The 22,463-nt window shown below is 65.4% G+C and carries 19 protein-coding genes; 13 read left to right on the forward strand and 6 right to left on the reverse strand.

Translation table 11 applies throughout. The annotated features are described in order from the left end of the window. Positions 1-92: 92 nt before the first annotated feature. Positions 93-1,022 carry a patatin-like phospholipase family protein gene (locus F9K07_RS12295; protein ID WP_159593485.1) on the forward strand — a complete coding sequence of 310 codons (930 nt, stop codon included), beginning with the start codon at positions 93-95 and terminating at the stop codon, positions 1,020-1,022. Between the two features lie 203 nt (positions 1,023-1,225). Here F9K07_RS12295 and F9K07_RS12300 read toward each other — a convergent pair whose 3' ends face one another. Beyond that, positions 1,226-1,768 carry a phasin family protein gene (locus F9K07_RS12300; protein ID WP_159593487.1) on the reverse strand — a complete coding sequence of 181 codons (543 nt, stop codon included), beginning with the start codon at positions 1,766-1,768 and terminating at the stop codon, positions 1,226-1,228. A 227-nt stretch (positions 1,769-1,995) separates the two neighbouring features. Here F9K07_RS12300 and F9K07_RS12305 point away from each other — a divergent pair, with 227 nt between their 5' ends. The 8 genes from F9K07_RS12305 (at position 1,996) to F9K07_RS12340 (ending at position 9,629) form a co-directional block, all read left to right on the forward strand. Then, complete coding sequence (locus F9K07_RS12305) at positions 1,996-2,937, forward strand: histone deacetylase family protein (RefSeq protein ID WP_201451548.1); 942 nt, start codon at positions 1,996-1,998, stop codon at positions 2,935-2,937. A 54-nt stretch (positions 2,938-2,991) separates the two neighbouring features. Beyond that, positions 2,992-3,447: an acyl-CoA thioesterase gene (locus F9K07_RS12310; protein ID WP_159593489.1), complete on the forward strand. Its 456-nt coding sequence runs from the start codon at positions 2,992-2,994 to the stop codon at positions 3,445-3,447. Beyond that, complete coding sequence (locus F9K07_RS12315; RefSeq protein ID WP_159593491.1) at positions 3,444-4,160, forward strand: nitroreductase; 717 nt, start codon at positions 3,444-3,446, stop codon at positions 4,158-4,160. Before F9K07_RS12310 ends, F9K07_RS12315 begins: the two co-directional genes overlap by 4 nt. 39 nt (positions 4,161-4,199) lie before the next feature. Next, on the forward strand, positions 4,200-4,547 hold the full coding sequence (locus F9K07_RS12320; RefSeq protein WP_137921859.1) for an FKBP-type peptidyl-prolyl cis-trans isomerase: 348 nt from the start codon (positions 4,200-4,202) through the stop codon (positions 4,545-4,547). A gap of 62 nt (positions 4,548-4,609) precedes the next feature. Next, positions 4,610-6,034, forward strand: coding sequence for a sodium:proton antiporter (locus F9K07_RS12325; RefSeq protein WP_442907422.1), 1,425 nt, complete (start codon positions 4,610-4,612; stop codon positions 6,032-6,034). Between the two features lie 24 nt (positions 6,035-6,058). Further along, positions 6,059-7,048 (forward strand): 2-hydroxyacid dehydrogenase, encoded by a 990-nt coding sequence (locus tag F9K07_RS12330; RefSeq protein ID WP_159593495.1) that lies wholly within the window; start codon positions 6,059-6,061, stop codon positions 7,046-7,048. Between the two features lie 11 nt (positions 7,049-7,059). Continuing rightward, on the forward strand, positions 7,060-8,448 hold the full coding sequence (locus F9K07_RS12335; RefSeq protein WP_159593497.1) for a DNA recombination protein RmuC: 1,389 nt from the start codon (positions 7,060-7,062) through the stop codon (positions 8,446-8,448). Then, a complete protein-coding gene (locus tag F9K07_RS12340) occupies positions 8,445-9,629 on the forward strand; it encodes an MFS transporter (RefSeq protein WP_159593499.1) in 1,185 nt (394 codons plus the stop codon). The genes F9K07_RS12335 and F9K07_RS12340 overlap by 4 nt, the downstream gene beginning before the upstream one ends. A gap of 4 nt (positions 9,630-9,633) precedes the next feature. On the opposite strand, the gene F9K07_RS12345 is transcribed toward F9K07_RS12340, so the two are convergent. Then, on the reverse strand, positions 9,634-10,332 hold the full coding sequence (locus tag F9K07_RS12345) for a TetR family transcriptional regulator (RefSeq protein WP_159593501.1): 699 nt from the start codon (positions 10,330-10,332) through the stop codon (positions 9,634-9,636). Positions 10,333-10,518: 186 nt separating this feature from the next. Between F9K07_RS12345 and F9K07_RS12350 the strand changes: the two genes are divergently transcribed. Genes F9K07_RS12350 through F9K07_RS12360 form a run of 3 tightly spaced genes read left to right on the forward strand, consistent with a single transcriptional unit; the run spans position 10,519 to position 16,483 of the window. Continuing rightward, on the forward strand, positions 10,519-11,799 hold the full coding sequence (locus tag F9K07_RS12350; RefSeq protein WP_236582004.1) for an efflux RND transporter periplasmic adaptor subunit: 1,281 nt from the start codon (positions 10,519-10,521) through the stop codon (positions 11,797-11,799). 12 nt (positions 11,800-11,811) lie between these two features. Next, positions 11,812-14,976, forward strand: a complete 3,165-nt coding sequence (locus F9K07_RS12355) for an efflux RND transporter permease subunit (protein WP_159593505.1) — start codon at positions 11,812-11,814, stop codon at positions 14,974-14,976. Further along, entirely contained in the window at positions 14,969-16,483 is a 1,515-nt protein-coding gene (locus F9K07_RS12360; RefSeq protein ID WP_159593506.1) for an efflux transporter outer membrane subunit, read from the forward strand. The genes F9K07_RS12355 and F9K07_RS12360 overlap by 8 nt, the downstream gene beginning before the upstream one ends. A gap of 119 nt (positions 16,484-16,602) precedes the next feature. Here F9K07_RS12360 and F9K07_RS12365 read toward each other — a convergent pair whose 3' ends face one another. From F9K07_RS12365 to earP, 4 genes are all read right to left on the reverse strand, one after another. After that, entirely contained in the window at positions 16,603-17,478 is an 876-nt protein-coding gene (locus F9K07_RS12365; protein WP_159593507.1) for a TIGR00730 family Rossman fold protein, read from the reverse strand. 53 nt (positions 17,479-17,531) lie between these two features. After that, the gene (locus F9K07_RS12370) at positions 17,532-18,410 is read right to left on the reverse strand and encodes an AEC family transporter (RefSeq protein WP_236581934.1); all 879 of its coding nucleotides are present in this window, start codon (positions 18,408-18,410) and stop codon (positions 17,532-17,534) included. Between the two features lie 98 nt (positions 18,411-18,508). Then, on the reverse strand, positions 18,509-19,063 hold the full coding sequence (gene efp, locus F9K07_RS12375) for an elongation factor P (RefSeq protein ID WP_159593508.1): 555 nt from the start codon (positions 19,061-19,063) through the stop codon (positions 18,509-18,511). A gap of 151 nt (positions 19,064-19,214) precedes the next feature. Beyond that, positions 19,215-20,306 (reverse strand): elongation factor P maturation arginine rhamnosyltransferase EarP, encoded by a 1,092-nt coding sequence (gene earP / locus F9K07_RS12380; protein ID WP_159593509.1) that lies wholly within the window; start codon positions 20,304-20,306, stop codon positions 19,215-19,217. Between the two features lie 70 nt (positions 20,307-20,376). On the opposite strand from earP, the gene uvrC reads away from it, so the two are divergent. Beyond that, complete coding sequence (gene uvrC, locus F9K07_RS12385; RefSeq protein WP_159593510.1) at positions 20,377-22,458, forward strand: excinuclease ABC subunit UvrC; 2,082 nt, start codon at positions 20,377-20,379, stop codon at positions 22,456-22,458. Positions 22,459-22,463 lie beyond the last annotated feature (5 nt).

Raw genomic sequence — 22,463 nt, forward strand, 5'->3', positions numbered from 1 at the left:
CGGGCATCATCTCGGCAAACACCTGTGGTGTGGCTTCAAAAGGCACCCTGGATAATCGCGGGGCATGCTAGCACAAATACGAATGGTTCTTAATGACTTTTAAGAAAACGAAAGCCTGGTGCCGCAGGACGGTCCTGGCGACATTGCTGCTGATGGTGGCCGCTTGCGGTACTTCGGTGCGTTTGCCTGAGACACCCGTGACCGGTTCGGTGGAGGCGCCGCAGCCTCCTACCCGAGCGCCGCGTTTGGGGTTGGCGCTCGGGGGTGGTGCCGCGCGAGGCTTCGCCCATGTGGGCGTGATCCAGGTGTTGGAGCAAAACGGCATCCGTGCGGACGTTGTCGCCGGTACGTCGGTGGGCAGCATGGTGGCGGCGATGTACGCCAGCGGGAAAACTGCAGGCGAGCTGGAGGCCGCAGCGCTCAGCATCGAAGAGGCGATGCTCACCGACTGGTCGCTGCCCATCTTTGGACGTGGCGTCTTGCGTGGCGAGGCGCTCACACGTTATGTGCGCCAGTCTGTGGGTGGCAAGCTGCTGGAGAACATGAAGATTCCTCTGGGCGTGCTGGCCACCGACCTGGCGACGGGGCAGGGCGTGCTGTTCCGGCGTGGGGATGCCGCGCAGGCAGTGCGCGCCTCCAGTGCGGTGCCCGGGGTTTTTGCGCCGGTGAGCATCAGCGGGCGCGACTACGTGGACGGCGGCCTGGTCGCGCCCGTGCCCGTGCGTCAAGCCCGCGACATGGGGGCGGAGGTTGTGCTGGCCGTTGACATTTCCAGCGCACCCGAAGGCAACCCGGCAGTCGGCAGCATGCAGGTGCTTTTGCAAACCTTCGCCATCATGGGGCAAAGCATCAACCGCCATGAGCTCGGCGGTGCCGATCTGGTCGTGCGTCCTGCTTTGACCGGTGTGGGTGGTGCGGACTTCAGCGCGCGCCTGCGCTCGATCGAAGCCGGCCGCGCAGCCATGCAAGCGGCGTTGCCGCAACTGAAAGCCCTGCTGGTCCGGCGTTTGCCAGCTCCATAAAAAAAGCCCTCACTTTGCGGCGAGGGCTTAAGGGGTCCGATGAAACCGAATTTCGAAAAGGACCCGAGGAGACAACCAGAAAAGCAGACTTGAGATTCAAGCACTGCCTTTGTCATTGGGGCAGCGCGTCGTGAAGTTGATCGTAATGAGGCACCTTTGAACGGTGTCAGGGATGCCGATCAACGGCACGATCGCGGTGACGTTCAGCGCTTCTTGGCGGCGGTCTTCGTGGCGTTCACAGCGGAAGCGGTCACGGTGTTGAAGTTGGATTCGGCCATTTCGGTCGCCTGCTTCACAGCCTTTTGTACCGATTCGATGGCGTTGTTGGCGGCGGAGACAGCGCTCTTCATCACAGCCACGGCGGTTTCAGAACCGGCGGGAGCGTTCTTGGCGGCGTTGTCCACAACAGCCAGGAACTTTTTCTGGGAATCGCTGGCCTGTGCTTCCGCGGCCTTGCTGAATTCGGCACCGGTGCCCGAAGCGATGTCGTACAGGTGGCGGCTATAAGCCACGGTCTTCTCGGCCAGGGGCTGGAACAGGTTGGCTTGCAGAGCCAACAGTTCTTGCGCGTCCTTCACGCTCAGCAGCGCTTGCGTGTTGTTGGCGGATTCGGCCAGCGCGGCCTTGGTTGCCTGCACGTTGAGGTCCACGAGCTTTTCCACGCCTTCGAAGGCTTTCTGGGTCAGACCGAAGATGGCCTCGATGTTGGCTTTCTGGGCGGCAATTACTTGTTCGGCGGTCAACATATTCATACTCCTGAGCTTGTAAATAAACTGGGTTTAGTTGAAGGCTGCTGGTAAATTGCTGCGCTGCAACATGGCTCGAATTATAAAGATGGCTCGCGCTTGTGCAAGTCTTTTTTGTTGCGATGCAGCATTTTAGAGGCCGGCTTCTAGAAAGGCCTCGTCGAGGCTTCTCGATACCGTTTCACCTATCCTGCGACGCCCGTCGCCTTTTCCTTGGGTTCTCCCGCGTGCGCGCCTTTTACGCCGACCACTTTGTTTTGCCGCTGCCCAGCGGGCACCGCTTCCCCATGGCGAAATACGCGCGCCTGCGCGAGCGTCTGGTGGCGGAGGTGCCCGCGCTGCAGATGTTCGAGGCGTTGCCGGCAAGCGAAGCCGAATTGGCTCTGGTGCACAACGGGGACTACATCGAGGCGGTGAGCACGGGTGGCCTGAGCACGGCCGCTCAGCGCGAGATCGGGTTTCCCTGGAGTCGCGCCATGGCCGAACGGGCGCGGCGCTCGGTGGGCGCCACGCTGCAGGCTTGCCGCGCCGCCATGGGTGGAGATGGACTCGCGGCCAATCTGGCGGGTGGTACCCACCACGCCTTTGCCGGCAAAGGCAGCGGTTTCTGCGTGTTCAACGACTTCGCTGTGGCCGCGCGCCGGATGCAGGCCGAACATCCGTCACTGCGCGTGGCCATCATCGATCTGGACGTGCACCAGGGCAACGGCACGGCATCCATCTTTGCGAACGACACTTCGGTGTTCACCCTGTCGCTGCACGGTGCCCGCAATTTCCCGTTTCGCAAGGAGGCCAGCGACCTCGACGTTGAGCTGCCGGACGGCTGCCACGACGATGCCTACCTGGAGGCGCTGGAGCGTGCGCTGGACGAACTGGAGCGGCGTTTCGAGCCGGGCCTGGTGCTGTATCTGGCCGGGGCAGATCCGCACGAGGGCGATCGGCTGGGGCGCTTGAAGCTGACTTTCGATGGCCTGGAGGTGCGAGATCGGCATGTGATGGAGTGGGCCTGGCGCAGGCGCGCGCCGTTGGCAATGGCCATGGGCGGAGGATATGGCCACGATCTGGAGACCACGGTGCAAGTGCAGGTCAACACCTATCGTTTGGCGTTGCAATACTGGCAGCGTTGGCAGGCACGGGCATCCGATAGGGCGACAGCGGTGGGCGCCTGAGGCTGGCACAATGCCCAGGCCTGAGCGCACGTTGCGGCGCACAGCCAAAAAACAATGAGCCGTACCCCCAGCAACCTGCCCCCCCGCGCGCAAGCCTTACCCCGCAGCGCTTACCGTGCGTTCCGTGCCATCGGCACGCGCTGGGGCGACAATGACATCTATGGCCACGTGAACAACGTGGTGTATTACAGCTGGTTCGACACGGCCGTCAATGCGCACCTGATCGAGCAGGGCGCGCTCGATATCCATGCGGGCCAGGTGATTGGCCTGGTGGTCGAGACGCAGTGCAACTATTTTGGGCCCTTGGCGTTTCCCCAGACCGTTTGGGCGGGTTTGCGCGTGGCGCACCTGGGACGCTCCAGCGTGCGCTACGAGGTGGGGCTGTTTGCCGATGGCGAAGACCTTGCGGCTGCCTGCGGCCATTTTGTGCACGTGTACGTGGACCGCGAGACGCGCCGTCCGGTGACGCTGTCCGACACTCTGAAAAATACCTTGGAGGCTTTGCGATGAGTCAGAACCCCACCACGCCCTTGATCGACGCGGCCAGCGTGGACGCCGCGATCAACACCCGCATGTCGACCCGCGCCTTTCTGCCCGATCCGGTGCCGCGTGAGACTCTCGAACACCTTCTGCGCTTGGCCAGCCGTGCGCCCTCGGGCACCAACACACAGCCCTGGAAGGTCTATGTGCTGCAAGGCGCCAGCCGCGACAGCCTGGTGGAAAAGGTCTGTGCCGCGCACGATGCCGTGCGCGTCGATCCCTCGCTCGCAGAGGGTGAGTCTTACGACTACTACCCCGAAAAATGGGTCAGCCCTTACATCGATCGCCGTCGCGAGAACGGCTGGAGCTTGTACGGACTGCTGGGCATCACCAAGGGCGACAAGGACAAGATGCATGCGCAACACCAGCGCAACTACCGCCTGTTCGATGCACCGGTGGGACTGATGTTCACGATCGACCGCGTCATGGGCCGTGGATCGCTCGTGGACTGCGGCATGTTCCTGCAGACGCTCATGATCGCCGCTCGTGGCCACGGTTTGCACACCTGCCCGCAGGCTGCGTGGAACAGTTTTTCCCGCACCGTCCTGCAGCACATCGGCGCGGGTGACAACGAAATGCTGGTGTGCGGCATGTCGCTCGGCTACGCCGACCCGAGCCACCTGGTCAACGGTTTTCGCACGCCCCGCGAGCCGGTCGAGAGCTTCACGCATTGGCTGGAATAATCGCCGCTTCTTTTTCAATCCCATTCAAGGACACACAACATGATTACCACCCCCAGCGGCCTGCAGTACGAAGACACCGTGGTTGGCAACGGCGAAGTCGCCAAGGCCGGAGGCCCCGTGCAAGTCCACTACACGGGCTGGCTCTACAACGACGGTGTGCAAGGCGCCAAGTTCGACTCCAGCAAGGACCGTGGCCAGCCGTTCGAATTCCCGCTCGGTGCAGGCCACGTGATCAAGGGTTGGGATGAGGGCGTGCAGGGCATGGCCGTGGGCGGCACGCGCCGCCTGGTGATTCCCGCTGCGCTGGGTTATGGCGCGCGAGGCGCAGGTGGCGTGATTCCGCCCAATGCGACCTTGTTGTTCGAAGTGGATTTGCTCGCAGTCTGAGTCATTGGCGTATCGCGGCACCGCGCCCCGTGCGTGCCGTGTCGGTTCTTTTTGATAGACCCGTGGAGACCCGTTTGAGACAACGACAAGCGCCCTGGCTGGGCTTGGCGGCCACCCTGCTGCCGGGCCTTGTGCAGGCGGCTGAACTGGACGGCAGCCAGCTGTCCGTGTGGTGGGGTGTGCCTTTCGCAGGCATTCTGCTGTCGATTGCCCTGGTGCCGCTGCTGGCGCCGACCTTCTGGCACCACCATTTCGGCAAGCTGTCTGCCGCCTGGGCGCTGGCGTTTCTGGTGCCGTTCGCGGCGGTCATGGGGCCGGGTGTGGCGTGGTCGAGCGTGGTGCATGCGTTGGCGGCGGAGTACATCCCGTTCATCATCCTGCTCACTGCGCTGTTCACCGTGGCGGGGGGCATTTTTGTGCGGGGCAACCTGCATGGCAGCCCAGGTCTGAACACCGGCTTGCTCGCGCTGGGCGCGGTCCTCGCCAGCTTCATGGGGACCACGGGCGCGTCGATGCTGCTGATACGCCCGCTGATCCGCGCCAACGACAACCGCCAGCACCAGGTGCATGTGGTGGTGTTCTTCATCTTCATCGTCTCCAACGCCGGTGGCGCCCTCACCCCGCTGGGCGATCCCCCGCTGTTTCTGGGCTTCCTCAAGGGCGTCGACTTCTTCTGGACGGCGACGCACCTCTGGGGCCAGGCCTTGTTTCTCGTCGGTGTGCTGCTGGCGCTCTTCTATGCCATCGACTGGTGGTACTACCACCGGCGCGAAGAGACCCGGCCGGACGACCCGACGCCCGACACCGTGCGGGTGGGTTTTGATGGCAGCGTGAATTTCGTCTTGCTGGGCGTGGTGGTGGCGCTCGTGCTCATGAGCGGGTTGTGGAAGTCGTCTGTCGTGTTCGACATCGCGGGCACGGAGGTGGGTCTGCCCGGCCTTTTGCGCGACATCGGACTGATCGCCGTCACGCTGGCTTCGCTCAAGCTCACGCCGGCCGGCGTGCACGAGAACAACCAGTTCTCCTGGGGGCCAATGCAGGAAGTCGCCAAGCTTTTCGCGGCAATTTTCCTGACCATCGTGCCCGTCATTGCCATGCTCAAGGCCGGCGTCGACGGCCCGTTTGGTGCCGTCGTGCGCGCGGTGACCAACGCGGAGGGCTCACCCAACCCGGCCATGTACTTCTGGGCCACCGGCCTTCTCAGTTCGTTTCTCGACAATGCGCCGACGTACCTCGTGTTCTTCAACACCGCGGGTGGCGATCCCGCCGTGCTCATGACCGCGTTGGCACCCATCCTGGTGGCGATTTCCGCGGGTGCCGTCTTCATGGGGGCCAACACCTACATCGGCAATGCGCCTAACCTGATGGTCAAGGCGATTGCCGAAGACCGCGGTATTCGCATGCCCAGCTTCTTCGGTTACATGCTGTGGTCGGTCGGCATCCTGGTGCCGTTGTTCGCGCTGATGACCTGGATCTGGTTCGTCTGACCTGTTCAAAGAAAGTGGATGTCCATGAGCACCCGTCCTTCCATCCTGGTGGCCCGCAAGATCTTTCCCGACGTGGTGGCCAGGTTGCGCGAGCATTTCGACGTCGAGACCAATGAGGGCGATGCACCGATGTCGCCGGCGCAACTGATCGAACGCCTGCAAGGCAAGGCCGGTGCAATCACCACCGGCAGCGAGCGCGTGGATGCCGCGCTGATCGCGGCTTGCCCGCAGCTCAAGGTGGTGGCGAACATCGCGGTCGGCTACAACAACTTTGATCTGCCGGCCATCACCGCCGCCGGGGTGCTGGCCTCCAACACGCCTGACGTGCTGACCGAGACCACGGCCGACTTCGGGTTCGCCTTGCTGCTCGCCACGGCACGCCGTCTCACCGAGAGCGAACACTTCCTGCGCGCGGGCCAATGGAACCGCTGGGCGCTGGACATGTTCGCGGGCACCGAAGTCAACGGCAGCACGTTGGGCATTCTGGGTATGGGCCGGATCGGGCAAGCCATTGCGCGGCGCGGTGCGCATGGCTTCAACATGAAGGTGATCTATCACAACCGCTCGCGCCTCGACGCCGCTACCGAAGCCGAGTGCAAGGCACGCTACGTCGACAAGGCCGAGTTGCTCAAGACCGCAGACCACCTCATCCTGGTGTTGCCCTACAGCGCCTCGTCGCACCACGCCATTGGTGCGGCGGAGCTTGCGCAGATGAAGCCGACGGCCACCCTGGTCAACGTCGCGCGCGGCGGCATCGTGGACGATGCCGCGCTGGCGAGCGCACTGCGCGAAAAACGCATCGCGGCAGCTGGCCTGGACGTGTTCGAGGGCGAGCCGAGCGTGCACCCGGGGCTGCTGGAGGCGTCCAACGTCGTGCTCACGCCGCACATCGCCAGCGCGACCATCACCACCCGCAAGGCGATGGCGAACCTCGCCGCGGACAACGTCATTGCCTATCTCACGCAGGGCAAGATGGTCACGCCGCTGAATCCGCAAGTGGCGGACCAGCGCTGAGCACGAGACGGATGACCAACGACACGTTGCTCTGGCTGCTGCTGATCCTGGTGGCGTTCAACCTGGCGCTTGGCGTGTGGCTGCTGCTGCGCCGCGCACCGGTGGACGCGCAGGAACTCGCGCACCGCGAGCGCGTGCTGGATCAACTGCAGCAACAAGGGCAGCAGGTGGGTCAGCGAGTGGAACGGATGGAGAGCGAACTGCGCCGCGAGATCAGCGAGCAATCGCGCGGCGGCCGCCAGGAAATGCAGCAGACCCTTGCCACCTTCCAGGAAACGCTCTCGCGCCAGGAGGCCGAAGCCACGCGCACGCAGAACGCGCAACTCGACGCTTTCGCCGTGCAGCTCGTGCAACTGCGCGGCACGCTGGGCGACACGCTCACACGGCAATTGCAGGACATGAGCGAAGCCAACGCGCGCCGCCTGGCCGAGATCCGAACCACGCTGGACGGGCAACTCGCTCAACTGCAGCAGAGCAACGCCGCCAAGCTGGACGAGATGCGTGCCACCGTCGACGAGAAACTGCAGAGCACGCTGCAGGCGCGCCTGGGCGAGAGCTTCAAGCAGGTGGCCGACCGGCTGGAGCAGGTGCACAAGGGCCTGGGCGAAATGCAGACCCTGGCGCAGGGTGTGGGCGACTTGAAGCACCTGCTGACCAATGTGAAGACGCGCGGCATGTTCGGTGAGGCCCAGCTCGCGGCCTTGCTGGAACAGGTGTTCGCACCCGACCAGTACGCCGTGCAGGTGATGACCAAGCCGGGCAGCCGCTTCACGGTCGATTTCGCGATCAAGATGCCCGGTCGCAGCGAAGACGGCGCGCCGTGCTGGCTGCCGATCGACGCCAAGTTCCCCAACGAAGACTATGAGCGACTGCTCGACGCGCAGCAGCGCGCCGACGTGGAGGGCGCGGAAGCCGCTGCGCGCGGGCTGGAGCAACGCATCCGGCTGGAAGCGAAGTCCATGGCCGACAAGTATCTGCAGCCGCCGCACACGACCGACTTCGCGATCCTGTTCCTGCCCACCGAAGGCCTGTACGCCGAGGTGCTGCGCCGGCCCGGCCTCATGGAGGCGCTGCAGCGCGAGCACCGCGTGACGCTGGCAGGCCCCACCACGCTCATGGCCATGCTCAATTCGCTGCAGATGGGTTTTCGAACGCTGGCACTGGAGAAGCGTTCGAGCGAGGTCTGGCAGGTGCTGGGCGCGGTCAAGACCGAATTCGGCAAATTTGGCGACGTGCTCGCGCGTGTGAAGAGCCAGACCCAGACCGTGCTCAACACGCTGGACAGCGCCGAGACCCGCAGTCGCGCGATGGGCCGCGCACTCAAGGCGGTGGAGGCTTTGCCGCAAGACCAGGCCAGTGCACTGCTGCCACTGGACCCCAACGACAGCGCAGACGCTTGAACCCCACCCTTCGAACCGAGCTCGCGCGTCTGATCGCCGCGCAGATCTGCCTTCACGCCTGCATGACGGGCTTTCGCATGGCCGCGCCGCTCATGGCACTGCGCGAAGGCTACAGCCCGGCGGCGGTAGGCATGTTGCTGGCGCTGTTCGCGTTGGCGCCGGTGTTCATGGCCTTGCCCTCGGGCCGGTACGCCGACCGGCGCGGACTCAAGAAGCCGGTGCTGTTGTCGGTGGGCATCGCCTCGTTCGGTGCCGCGCTCGCGGTGCTGTTTCCGGTGTTCATCGTGCTGTGCGTGACGGCATTGACCTGCGGCGCGGCCACGGGCCTGGCGATGATCGCGTTGCAGCGGCACGTGGGCCGCATGGCCAACGGGCCGATCGAGCTCAAGCAGGTGTTCAGCTGGATGGCCATCGGACCCTCGATCTCCAATTTTCTCGGCCCATTCGCCGCCGGTGTGGTGATCGACACGTTCGGCTTTCGGGCGTCGTTTCTGTTGCTCGCACTGCTGCCTTCGCTGGCCTGGTACTGGGTTCGGCACACCGTCGAGCACGAACCGGTGGCGGCCAAGCCGGGCGAGAGCCGGGGCTCGTCGTGGGAATTGCTGCGCGACAAGGGTTTTCGCCAGCTGATGGTGTTGAACTGGATGCTGTCGTCCTGCTGGGACGTGCACACCTTCCTGGTACCGGTCCTGGGACACGAACGCGGTCTGAGCGCGACCGTGATCGGCACCATCCTCGGCGCATTCGCGCTCGCGGCCACGGCCATTCGCCTGCTCATTCCGTTGCTGGCCGCGCATCTGCGCGAGTCGGTGGTGATCGGATCGGCCATGTGCGCGACCGCGGTGCTGTTTGCGGGCTATCCCTTTGTGCACTCGGCATGGGCCATGGGCACGCTGTCGGTGCTGCTGGGCCTTGCGCTTGGCACTGTGCAGCCCATGATCATGAGCTCGTTGCACCAGATGACGCCGCACCATCGGCAGGGTGAAGCCTTGGGCTTGCGCGCCATGGCCATCAACGGCTCAAGTGTGGTGATGCCGCTGCTGTTCGGCACTGCCGGCGCCCTGGTGGGCGTGGGCAGCGTGTTCTGGCTGGTGGGAGCGGCGGTGGGTTTGGGCTCGCCTCTGGCTTGGACCTTGCGTCCGGAATCCACGCACGAGGACCCGCCGCAGCGCTCGCCCTGAAATGTCAGGCCGGCGCCAGCTTGCGGCTGGGCGGTTTGCGCGCCGCCGATGCCGCGCGCCGCGGCATGTGCTTGGTGGGTGGGGCGAAACCCAATCCCGCCAGGTACACCTCCATGGTGTCGCGCCCGCTTTGCACGAGATCGAACGCGTCGGGATCGAGCAGCCAGTTCTGGATGAGCCCGTCCATGATCACGTGCAAGCCCAGCGCGGCGGTGCTCAAGGGAATGTTGAGCGTGATGCCTTGTCGTTGCACCGCCTGCTGCAGGATTTCCTGGGTCATGTCCATGCATTCGTTGCGCACCTGCAGGTGGCGGTCGCGCACGGCCTGCATCTCGCTGACATACTCCACTTTGTGCGTGGCCACTTCGAAGACGCGGCGGGTGTGGTCGTCGGTGGCGGTTTGATGGAGCGCGCTCATCATCGAGTCGCGCAGCGCGAGCAGGGGGTCGGCCGTGGTGTTGGCTTCACGCGCGTTGCAGGCCAGCGTGCCTTCGAGCGGCATGGTCACGCGCTCCATCATCGCGTTGAACAGGTCGGCCTTGTCCTTGAAGTGCCAATAGATCGCGCCGCGCGTGGTGCCGGCGGCGGTGGCGATGTCGTTGAGCGAAGTGCGCGAGACGCCACGCTCCTGAAACAACTGCTCGGCAGCATCGAGCAGGCTGTTGCGGGTGGCCAGCGCATCGGCTTTGGTGCGACGAACCATGGTGTTTGTCTCCAGAATGCATGCCCTTGGGTACGGGCCGGACTATACATACATTCTTGTGTGTATGTATACTTCGCGCTTTTTCCGCCGCTCCAAAATGCTCGGGTATTCCGAGCACTCCCTTTCTGGCGTTTCCTTCTTCATACCCCGAGGACTCCCATGCCCGCCTTGAGCCTTATCAAGCCTGTGTCCGTTTCGCGCACCCTCGATGCTTCTGCTGCGCGCCCTTCTCATCTGCTGCGGGGTCTGTCCACGTTGGCGTTGGCCGCGCTGTTGGCGGCATGCGGCAATTCCGGCACGCCCGAAGGCGCTGCCGGTGCTGTGGGCGCAAGCATGCCTCCACCCGAGGTGGGCGTGGTCACCGTCGCTCCAGGCGATGTGGGCTTGACCACCGAGTTGCCAGGCCGTCTGGAGGCCTCGCGCGTGGCCGAGGTTCGCGCCCGCGCCGCCGGCATCTTGCAGGAGCGCCTGTTCCGAGAAGGCAGCGATGTGAAGGCGGGGCAGCCGTTGTTCCGCATCGACTCCGCGCCGTACAACGCGGCTCTGCAGAGTGCGCAGGCGAACTTGGCACGCTCGGAGGCCAACCTCACCCAGGCCGCTGCGCTGGCCAACCGCTATGCGCCGCTGGTGAAAGAGAACGCCATCAGCCAGCAGGAATACGCCACCGCCGTTGCGGCCCAGAAGCAGGCCGAAGCCGATGTGGCCGCGGGCAAGGCTGCCATTCAAACCGCCAACATCAATCTGGGCTATGCCCGCGTTACCGCCCCCATTTCGGGCCGCATCGGCCGCGCCTTGGTGACCGAAGGCGCGCTGGTCGGGCAGGGCGAGGCCACCCAACTGGCGGTGATCCAGCAAATCAACCCGATGTACGTGAACTTCACGCAGTCCGCTTCCGAGGTGTTCAACCTGCGCAAGGGCATGGCCAGTGGCTCGCTCAAGAGCGCGGGCGCGCAATCCGTTCCGGTGCAAGTGGTACTGGAAGACGGCAGTGTGTACGAGCAACCCGGCCGCTTGCTGTTCTCCGATCTGACGGTGGACAGCGCCACCGGCCAGGTGACGCTGCGCGCGGAAATTCCGAACCCCAAGGGCACCTTGCTGCCGGGCCTCTACGTGCGCGTGCGCCTGGAGCAGGCCAAGGCCAGCAATGCGATCTTGGTGCCGCAGCAAGCGGTGACGCGCACCAACCAGGGTGACACGGTCTCCGTGGTCGGTGCCGACGGCAAGATCGAGTCGCGCAAGATCAAGGTGGGTGGCCAGCAAAACGGCCAGTGGGTCGTTCTCGACGGTGTGAAGGCGGGAGAACAGATCATGGTCGACGGCTTCCAGAAGTTGCAGATGATGCCGCCCGGCACACCGGTGAAGGCCGTGCCCTGGCAGGCGCCGGGCAGTGCGCCTGCAGCACCCGCCGCCGCATCCCCTTCGGCCGCGCCCGAGGCGGCGACCCCGAAGACCGAGGCCGCAAAGTAAGGAGCGCCCGACATGGCGAAGTTTTTCATTGACCGGCCCATCTTCGCGTGGGTGATCGCGCTGTTCGTCATGGTGATGGGCGGTGTGGCGATCACGCAGTTGCCGATCGCGCAGTACCCGCCGGTGGCGCCTCCCGCCATCATCATCAACACCGCCTACCCAGGCGCATCTGCCGCCACGCTGGAAGACAGCGTGCTGTCGGTCATCGAGCGCGAGATGAACGGTGCGCCCGGCCTGATCTACATGGAGTCGGTGGCGCAGGCCGATGGCAGCGGCAGCATCACGCTGAGCTTCGAGACCGGCACCGACCCCGACCTGGCGCAGGTGGATGTGCAGAACCGGCTTTCGCGCGCCACGCCGCGCCTGCCCGCGGCGGTGACGCAGCAGGGCGTTCGGGTGGACAAGTCGAACGCCAACTTCCTGCTGTTCGCCATGTTGTCCAGCGACGATCCGGCGTTGGACCCGGTGGCGCTGGGCGACTACGCCGCGCGCTCCGTGGTGCCTGAAATCCAGCGTTTGCCTGGTGTGGGCCAGGCCCAGCTGTTCGGATCCGAGCGTGCCATGCGCGTCTGGATCGACCCGAACAAGTTGCTGGGGTTCAACCTGAGCTCGGCCGACGTGACCGCCGCCATCCGCGCGCAGAACGCGCAGGTCTCGGCCGGTGAAATCGGTGCGCTGCCCAATGTGGGCGGTCAGAGCATCGCGGCCACCGTGGTGGTCAACGGGCAGCTTGGCAGTGTCGAGGAGTTCGGCAACATCGTGCTGCGTGCAACCCCCGGTGGCGCGACAGTGCGCCTCAAGGACGTGGCCCGCATCGAGCTCGGCGGCCAGGCCTACGCCACCTCTGCGCGCCTGAGCGGCAAGCCCGCCGTCGGCGTGGGTGTGCAGCTCTCCCCCAGTGGCAACGCATTGGCCACTGCCGAGGCGGTGCGCGAGAAGATGCACGAACTCGAACGCTTTTTCCCCAAGGGGATGAAGTGGTCGATTCCCTACGACAGCTCGCGCTTCGTGAAGATCTCCATCCAGCAAGTGGCCCAGACGCTGGGCGAGGCCATGCTGCTGGTGTTCCTGGTGATGTTCCTGTTCCTGCAGAACATCCGCTACACCATCATCCCGACCATCGTGGTGCCGGTGGCGCTGCTGGGCACATTTGCGGTGCTGCTGGCGATGGGCTTCTCTATCAACGTGTTGACGATGTTCGGCATGGTGCTGGTGATCGGCATCGTGGTGGACGATGCCATCGTGGTGGTGGAGAACGTCGAGCGCATCATGAGCGAGGAGGGGCTTTCGCCCCGAGAGGCGACGCGCAAGGCCATGTCGCAGATCTCGGGCGCCATCGTCGGCGTGACCGTGGTGCTGATCTCGGTGTTCGTGCCGCTGGCCTTCTTTGCCGGCTCGGTGGGCAACATCTACCGCCAGTTCTCAGCGGTGATGGGTGTGTCCATCGCCTTCTCGGCCTTCATGGCGCTGTCGCTCACGCCGGCGCTGTGCGCCACCTTGCTCAAGCCCGTGGAAGCCGGCCACCACCACGAGAAGAAGGGCTTCTTCGGGTGGTTCAACCGGGGTTTCTCGCGCACGGCCAAGCGCTACGAACGCGGCGTGGCTGCGCTGCTGCCGCGTGCGGGCCGTACCTTGATCATCTATGTGGCCATCGTGGCGGTGGCCGCCGTGGTCTACATGCGTTTGCCCACCTCATTCCTGCCGAACGAGGACCAAGGCACCATTCTGGTCAACGTTCAACTGCCGCCGGGGGCCACGCAAGAGCGCACGCTGGAAGTGATGAAGCAGGTGGAGGGATTCATCCTCCAACAGCCTGAGGTGGAAAGCATGGTCGGCGTGCTCGGCTTCAGCTTCTCCGGGCAAGGGCAGAACGCGGCGCTGGCATTCGTGACGCTCAAGGACTGGGCCGAGCGCACCGGCCCGAACAACTCGGCCGAAGCCCTGGCGGGGCGGGCGTTTGGTGCACTGTCGGGCGTGCGCGACGCGTTCATCTATCCCTTGAGCCCGCCACCCATTCCGGAGCTGGGCGCGTCCTCGGGCTTCGCTTTCCGCCTGCAGGACCGGGGCGGACTGGGCCGCGAGGCGCTGCTGAACGCGCGCAACCAGTTGCTGGGCATGGCCTCGCAAAGCAAGGTGATCACGCAGGTGCGGCCGGACGGCCTGGAAGACGCTCCGCAGTTGCAGATCGACATCGACCGCGACAAGGCCAACGCCTTGGGCGTGGGCTTCGATGCCATCAACGCCGCCATCGGTACGGCGCTCGGTTCGAGTTACGTGAACGACTTTCCGAACGCGGGCCGTCTGCAGCGCGTGGTGGTGCAGGCCGATGCACCTGCCCGCATGCAGCCGGAGGACCTGATGCGCTTGAACGTGGTCAACAACAAGGCGCAAGCCGTGCCGTTGTCGGCGTTCGCGACCACGAAGTGGATCACCGGACCGATGCAGACCGTTCGCTACAACGGCTACCCGTCCATGCGCATCAGCGGCAGCGCCATGCCCGGTATGAGCACGGGTGCGGCCATCGCCGAGATGGAGACGCTAGCGGCCCAACTGCCGCAAGGCATTGGCTACGAGTGGACGGGCCAAACGCGGGAAGAAAAACTCGCGGGTTCGCAGGCCATCATCCTCTATGGCTTCGCCATCCTGGCGGTGTTCCTTTGCCTGGCCGCGCTGTACGAGAGCTGGACCATCCCGCTGTCCGTGATTCTGGTGGTGCCGCTGGGGGTGCTCGGCGTGCTGCTTGCCACCTTGTTGCGCAACTACTCGAACGACGTGTACTTCCAGGTGGGGCTGATCACGATCATCGGCCTGTCCGCGAAGAACGCGATTCTGATCATCGAGTTCGCCAAGGACCTGCAGGCGCAGGGCAAGGGCGTGATCGCGGCTGCGCTGGAAGCCGCCCATATCCGGTTCCGGCCGATCATCATGACCTCGATGGCCTTCACCCTGGGGGTGCTGCCCTTGGCGATCGCCTCGGGCGCGGGCTCGGCCAGCCAACGTGCCATCGGCACCGGCGTGATCGGCGGCATGCTCACCGGCACTGCGTTGGCCGTGGTGTTCGTTCCTATCTTCTTCGTGGTGGTGCGCACGCTGTTCAAGGGCAGCGAGCGTCAACGCAAGCTCGACGCCGAGCAGGCCGCTGCCCACCATGGCCCTGGAGTGCATATCGATGTATAGACTGAAAAATCCCCCCCGCGAAGCCAGTTCCGCCGACACCTTGGATATCTCGGCTCGGCGCTTGTCGCGCCTTGCCTTGACGGTGGTTGCGGTTGCCGTGCTGTCTGCGTGTTCGTTCATTCCCAAGTACGAACGACCAGAGGCACCTGTGGCGTCGCAGTTCCCCGGCCCGCAGCCTGCGGCAGCGGCCGATGCCAAGTCGGGCGCCGACATCGCCTGGCAAGAGTTCATCGGGGACGCGCGCTTGCGCGAGCTGGTGGCGCTGGCACTGAAGAACAACCGCGACTTGCGCGTGGCCACGCTCAACATCGAGCAGGTGCGCGCGCAGTACCAGATCCGCCGTGCCGACCAGTTCCCCACCATCGGCCTGGCCGCGACCGGCAACCGCCAGCCCGATGGCAATGGCGGTATCACCAGCGTCTACAGCGTGGGCCTGGCGCTCAGCAGCTGGGAGATCGATTTCTTCGGCCGCCTCGGCAGCTTGAAAGAAGCCGCATTGGCGCAGTACCTCGCCAGCGAAGAAGCGCAACGCGCCGCGCAGACCAGTCTGGTGGCGGCCGTGGCCAGCACCTGGTTGAGCCTGCAGGCCAACGACGAGTTGCTGGCCTTGACCGAGAGCACCGTGGGCACGCGCGACGAGTCGCTGCGCCTGAGCCGGCTGCGTTTTGACGCGGGTGCGACCTCGGCGCTGGACCTGCGGCAAGCCGAGTCGCTGAGCGCCGCTGCGCAGTCGGCGCTGGCCCAGCAGCGGCGCTTGCGCGCCTTGGACCTGAACGCGCTGACCTTGCTGGTGGGGCAGACGCCACCGCCCGACTTGCTGCCCGTGCCGCCGACCATGCCCGCTCCTGTCGCCGCGGCGGCAACGGACCGTGAGGCGGTGGCCGTGCCCACCGCACCGGTGCCCGCGGCGCCGATGTTGCGCGACGTGCCGGCGGGTTTGCCGTCCGATCTGCTCACGCGCCGTGCCGACATCCGGCAGGCCGAGCAGCAACTGATCTCGGCCAACGCCAACATCGGCGCTGCCCGGGCCGCGTTCTTCCCCCGCATCTCGCTCACCGCGAGCGCGGGAACGGCCAGCAACAGCCTCTCGGGCCTGTTCAAGGACGGCTCGTGGGGTTTCACGCTGGCGCCGCAGGCCTTGCTGCCGATCTTCGACGCGGGACGCAACAACGCCAACCTGGAAGCGTCCAACGCGGCGCGCGACATCGCGATCGCGCAGTACGAGAAGGCCATCCAGACCGCGTTCCGCGAAGTGGCCGACGCCTTGGCCGGCAGTGCGACCCTGGGCGATCAGCTGAGTGCCCAGCAACTGCAAGCCACTGCCGAAGCCGAGCGCTTCCGCCTGGCCGAGCTGCGTTACCGCAACGGCGTGGCCAGCTTCCTGGATGTGCTGGACGCACAGCGCTCGCTGTTCACCACCCAGCAAGCCTTGACGCAGACACGTCTGGCGCAGCAGCAGAACCAGGTGAACCTGTACAAGGCGCTGGGTGGCGGCTGGAGGGAGTAGGAGGCACCCCCTGCGCCGCTGACGCGGCTTCCCCCTGAAGGGGGACGCACCCTTGGGCCGGCGAAGCCGGACCCTCGGGCGCCCTGGTCGATGCCTCGCTCCGGACGCGGCGCAAGGGGTCAGCTCTTCAAACTATAGAAGTCGACGATGTGCTGCCAGGCCGTCTGCGGATCGTCCACGTAATTGAACAGGTTCAGATCGTCGGGCGAGATCGTGCCTTCTTCCACCAGCAGGTCCAGGTTGATCAGGCGCTTCCAGTAGTCCGATCCGAACAACAGGATCGGCACGGGCTTGGACTTCTTGCATTGCACCAGCGTGATCACCTCGAACAGCTCGTCGAGCGTGCCAAAGCCGCCCGGGAATGCCAGCAAGGCCTTGGCGCGCATCATGAAGTGCATCTTGCGCAGCGCGAAGTAGTGGAACTTGAAGCTCAGTGCCGGCGAGACGTACGGGTTGGCCGCCTGCTCGTGCGGCAGAGCAATGTTCAGGCCCACGGTGAGCGCGCCTTCATCGTGCGCGCCGCGGTTGGCTGCTTCCATGATGCCGGGGCCGCCCCCCGTGCAGATGAAGAGCTGGTCGGCCTTCGGGCACTGGGCGCTGTAGCGCGCCACCGTGCGGGCGAATTCGCGCGACTGGTCGTAGTAGTGCGCGTTGCGCACCAGGGCTTTCGCGCGCGCGATCTCGCGCGCGTCGCCGCTGCGTTCGGCGCGCACCAGTTGCTCCTGGGCCTCGCTGGTCTCGCGAAAGCGCGCGCTGCCAAACACCACGATGGTGTTTTCGATGCCCGCATCGTGCTGCGCCAGATCGGGTTTGAGCATTTCCAGCTGGAAGCGGATTCCACGCGTCTCGCGGCGCAGCAGGAATTCGGGGTCCGCGAAGGCGAGGCGGTAGGCATCCGCTTCCAGAGGGAAGCCCTCGTTGGCATGGGATTGCAGTTCGGCCCAGGCATCGGCCAGGCGGCGTTCGTTCAAGTCGTGTGAAACAGGGGCGTCCATGGATGAATTCCTGATGTCGAGAAGGATTTTTCGGGTGTGCAGTTCACAACTTCTCAGAGAGCCAAGGCCAACGCCAGCGGCACGAAGACCACCGCCAGCGCGTTGCCCAGCATGATCATGGCACCGACCTTGTCGGGCTCCTGGTGGTACCGCTCGGCCAGCATGAACTGCATCACGGCAGGCGGCAAGGCCGCGAACAGCAGCAATTGCCCACGCGCTGCGCCTTCCAGGCCCAGCGCCCACGCCAATGGCAGCGCGATGGCCAGACCGATCAGGGGGCGCGCCAACGCACCGAGCAAACCGATGGCGAGGCCTTGGCGCGTCAGCGCGGTCAGGCGCACGCCCAGCGCGAACAGCATCATGGGCAGCATGGCGTCGCCCAGCAGCTTCAAGCCCGAGAGCACCACATCGGGTGGGCGCACATCGGTCAAGGCGCTGAAGAAGCCGAGCGCGGTGCCGATCATCAAGGGACTGGTGAGCAGGTCGCGCGTGCGTGCCAGGCGGCTGGTGATGCGCGCGCCGATCGAGAAATGCAACAGGTTGCTCACCGAGAACAGGGCCACGGCCGCACCGAAGTTTGAGGGTCCGAAGGCGAGCAAGGCCAGTGGCAAGCCCATGTTGCCGCAGTTGTTGAACATCACCACCGGCACCAGCGTGCGCGGCTGCGCACCGAAGGCGCGCGCCAGTGGCCACGCCAGCAGGCCGCCGCCCAGGATGATCACCGCGGCACCCACGAGCAGCACGACGTGCTGTGCAATGACGAAGTCCCGCGACGCGAGCGCCGAGTACACCAGCACAGGCGCGAGCACATCGAGTGCGATGCGGTTGAAGGTGCCCATGTCGGGCGCTTTCTTGCGGGCGTACGCGAAGCCGATGCCCACGATCAGGAACACCGGGATGATGACGTCGGCAACGCGAGCGATCAGGTCCATGCGGGTGGGTGGAAGTGAGCGGGTCTCTGAATGCGAAAAATGCGAAAAGGCTCCCGCAGGAGCCTTTTCAAGGGTTCGCCGTGGGGTCCGACAAACGCTCAGACGCGCTTGCGGTACTCGCCCGTGCGGGTGTCGATTTCGATTTTGTCGTCTTGTGCCACGAACAGCGGCACGGCGACTTCGAACCCGGTGGCGATCTTGGCCGGCTTGAGCACCTTGCCCGAGGTGTCGCCCTTGACGGCGGGTTCGGTCCAGGTGATGACGCGCTCGACGCTGGTGGGCAGTTCGACCGAGATGGCCTTGCCGTCGTAGAACACCACTTCGACGGCCATGCCGTCTTCGAGGTAGTTCAGTGCATCGCCCATGTTCTCGGCTTCCACTTCGTACTGGTTGTACTCGGCGTCCATGCAGACGTACATGGGGTCGGCGAAGTAGGAGTAGGTGCACTCCTTCTTGTCCAGAATGATCTGGTCCATCTTGTCGTCGGCCTTGCAGACGACTTCGGTGGCCATGTTGTTCAGCAAAGCCTTGAGCTTCAAGCGCACGGTGGCCGCGCCGCGGCCGCCACGGCTGTACTCGGTTTTCAGGACGATCATCGGGTCCTTGCCGTGCATGATGACATTGCCGGCGCGGAGTTCTTGAGCGATTTTCATAGGGGTTCCAACGGTTGGGCCGCGTGCTCCCGGCGTGCGCTGGACACCCGAAAACTGAACTGATGGTGGCGGTCTGTGCGGCGAGGCAGACGGCTGGCGGAATCGGGGCGTCGGCTTGAAGCCGGTCCGGTTTTCCGCAAAGCCTCGAATTTTATCGCTTTTCCAGTACGAAACCGACCAACTGTTGGCACAGATCGGCCTGCGCGAGCAGTCGCTCCCGTGCGCTCAGGGCAGCGTCGCGCCAGGCCGACAGAGTGCCCGCGTCCGGCCAGCGCGCCCGGACGCTGCCGATGCCGTTCCAGGCGCGGTGAAAGTCGCGCAGCGAGTCGGGGGCTTCCAGCCAGTCCAGAAAGGCTTCGAGTTTGGCGTGGTGCGCGCCGTCGTGTTGCGGGTAGATGTGCCACACGAAGGGTTTGCCGGCCCAGAGCGCGCGGGCCAGCGAGTCCTCGCCGCGCACGAAATTGAGATCGGCCGACCAGAGCAGGTGGTCGAATTCGACCTGCGGCAACAAGGGCAGAGCGAGCAGGCGGCAGGTCGGGCAGGCCGGGCCGGGGGATGCAGCGGCCTGCACCGCCTGCCAGGCCCGCCCGGGGGTGACCAGCCAGTCGCTCGGGGTCGCATCGTGCCCGGCCTGTTGCAGCACGTCGGGCAGGGCGGCGGGCTCGTAGCAGAACAGGCTGACGCGGCGCGCGTTGCGCCGCCCTGGTAAGCCCAGGTTGTGGAGCCAGGCCTCGGCATCGAATGCCGACTGCCGGGCCAGCAGGTCGGTTTCGCGCAGCAGGCCGCCGGTGCGCGGCGTGAAGCCGGGGTAGAAAAACCATTTGGTGACGAAGCCGCGCAGAGGGCCGCTGGAGACGGGCGAGGGCAGGCGGTGCGAGCGCTCCACGTAGGACTCGGCGCTGAGGTATTCGAGGTTGATCCACACCGGTGCGCGCGCGCCGTTGGCGATCCGGGCGGCGAGGGCTTCGATGCACTCGGGCGGGGGTTCGCAACCGAAGGCCTCGATCCACACATCGGCCGGGCGTCCCGGATCGACGTCGGGCAGGGGGGAGCGCCAAGGGATCACTTCGACACCGGGCACATGGCCTTCCAACGCACCGGGAGCCATCCACGCCAGGGCCTGCGGGTCGTCGAGCCACAGGCGCACCTGCTCGCCCCGGCGCGCCAGTTCGGCCGAGAGGCGCCAGCACACACCCACATCGCCGAAGTTGTCGATGACCCGGCAGAAAATATCCCATTGCATGCGCGCCATTGTCGGGGCTTGGCGGGCGCACCGATGCTTCAGCGGCGGCAACGGGCCACAATACGCGCCCATGTCCGAGAACACGCATTCCGACCAACTGCTGAGCGAAGTGGCCGCTCTACCGGGGCTGCCCGGCGTGTACCGCTACTTCGATGCCCAGGGCCAATTGCTCTACGTGGGCAAGGCGCGCAACCTCAAGAAGCGCGTGTCGAGCTACTTCCAGAAGACGCACGACGGCACGCGCATCGGCCACATGATTGGCAAGATCGCGCGCATGGAAACGACGGTGGTGCGCTCCGAGGCCGAGGCGCTGCTGCTGGAGAACAACCTCATCAAGACGTTGAACCCCAAGTTCAACATCCTTTTTCGCGACGACAAGAGCTACCCCTACCTCAAGATCACGGGCACACGCGAGGCGTTCAAGGTGTCGGCGCAGCGGCCCACGCCCTCGCAGGCGTTCCCACGCATGGCCTACTACCGTGGCGTGGTCGACCGCCGCCACAGTTACTACGGTCCTTACCCCAGCGCCTGGGCGGTGAAGGAGTCCATCACCCTGCTGCAGAAGGTGTTTCGCCTGCGCACCTGTGAAGACACCGTGTTCGCCAACCGCACCCGGCCCTGCCTGCTGTACCAGATCAAGCGCTGCAGCGGCCCCTGTGTGGATCTGATCGACCACGAGGTCTATGCGCAGGACGTGCGCGACGCCGAGCGCTTCTTGCGCGGCGAAACCCAGGCTGTGCTCGACACGCTGGAGCAGCGCATGCTGGCGCACGCCGAGAAGCTGGAATTCGAGCAGGCGGCTGAGATCCGCAACCAGATGAGTGCGCTCTCGCGCGTGCTGCACCAGCAGGCCATGGACACCGCATCCGACCAGGACGTGGACGTGCTGGCGGTGAAGGTGCATGGCGGACGTGCCTGCGTGAACCTGGCGATGGTCCGGGGTGGTCGCCATCTCGGTGATCGACCGTATTTTCCCGCCCACGTGGACGACGCCACCGCCATCGACAACGCCTTGGCGCAAGAGGGTGAGGAGAACCGTCTGCCGGCCGACCCCGCCGAGCGCGTCTCGGTGCAAGTGCTCGAAGCCTTCATCGCCCAACACTACCTGGGCGTGGCCATGCCGCACACCCTGGTGACCAGCCACCCCGTGGGCAAGGCGCTGTTGGACGCCTTGACCGAGCAGATCGGCAGCAAGGTCAACGCCGTGCACAACCCGCGCGAGCACCGCCGCATCTGGCTCGAGATGGCGCAGAAGAATGCCGACATCGCGCTGGCGCGCCTGCTGGCCGAAGAGGGCTCGCAGCAGGCCCGCACGCGCGCCTTGGCCGATGCGCTGCAGTTGCCCGATGACCAGCTGGACACGCTGCGCGTCGAGTGCTTCGACATCTCGCACACGGCCGGCGAGTCCACCCAGGCATCCTGCGTGGTGTTCGAGGGCCACAAGATGCAGAACAGCCAGTACCGCCGCTACAAGATCGAAGGCATCACCCCGGGCGACGACTACGCCGCCATGCGCCAGGTGCTGCTGCGCCGCTATGGGCGGATCGCCGAGGCCATGCGGGAGGACGGTGTTGAAGAAACCGCGAAGCTGGAAGCGGATCTCCCTGCCGCGGCCCCGCCGGATGCGGCCGGATCCGGCGAAGCCATTGCCGACCAGGCCCCTGCATCCATCGAACCCACCGTCGAATCCGTGGCCGGCCCGCGCATGCCCGACCTGGTGTTGATCGATGGTGGCAAGGGACAGGTGAGCATGGCGCGCGAAGTCTTCCAGCAGCTCGGACTCGATCTGTCGCTGATCGTGGGCGTGGAAAAAGGCGAGGGCCGCAAAGTCGGGCTGGAAGAACTGGTGTTCGCCGATGGCCGCGAGAAGGTCTACCTGGGCCACGACTCCGCCGCGCTCATGCTCGTGGCCCAGATCCGCGACGAAGCCCACCGTTTCGCCATCACCGGCATGCGCGCGCAACGCGCCAAGGTGCGCACGGGCAGCAGCAAGCTCGAAGACATCGCGGGCGTGGGCCCGAAGAAGCGCGCGCGCCTGCTGCAGCGTTTCGGCGGCGTGCGCGGCGTGGCCTCCGCGAGCGTGGAGGACCTCTGCACGGTGGAGGGCATTTCCGCCGAACTGGCCGACACCATCTACCGTGCGCTGCACTGAGATCA

The sequence above is a fragment of the Hydrogenophaga sp. BPS33 genome (genome assembly GCF_009859475.1).
Classification (GTDB): domain Bacteria; phylum Pseudomonadota; class Gammaproteobacteria; order Burkholderiales; family Burkholderiaceae_C; genus Hydrogenophaga.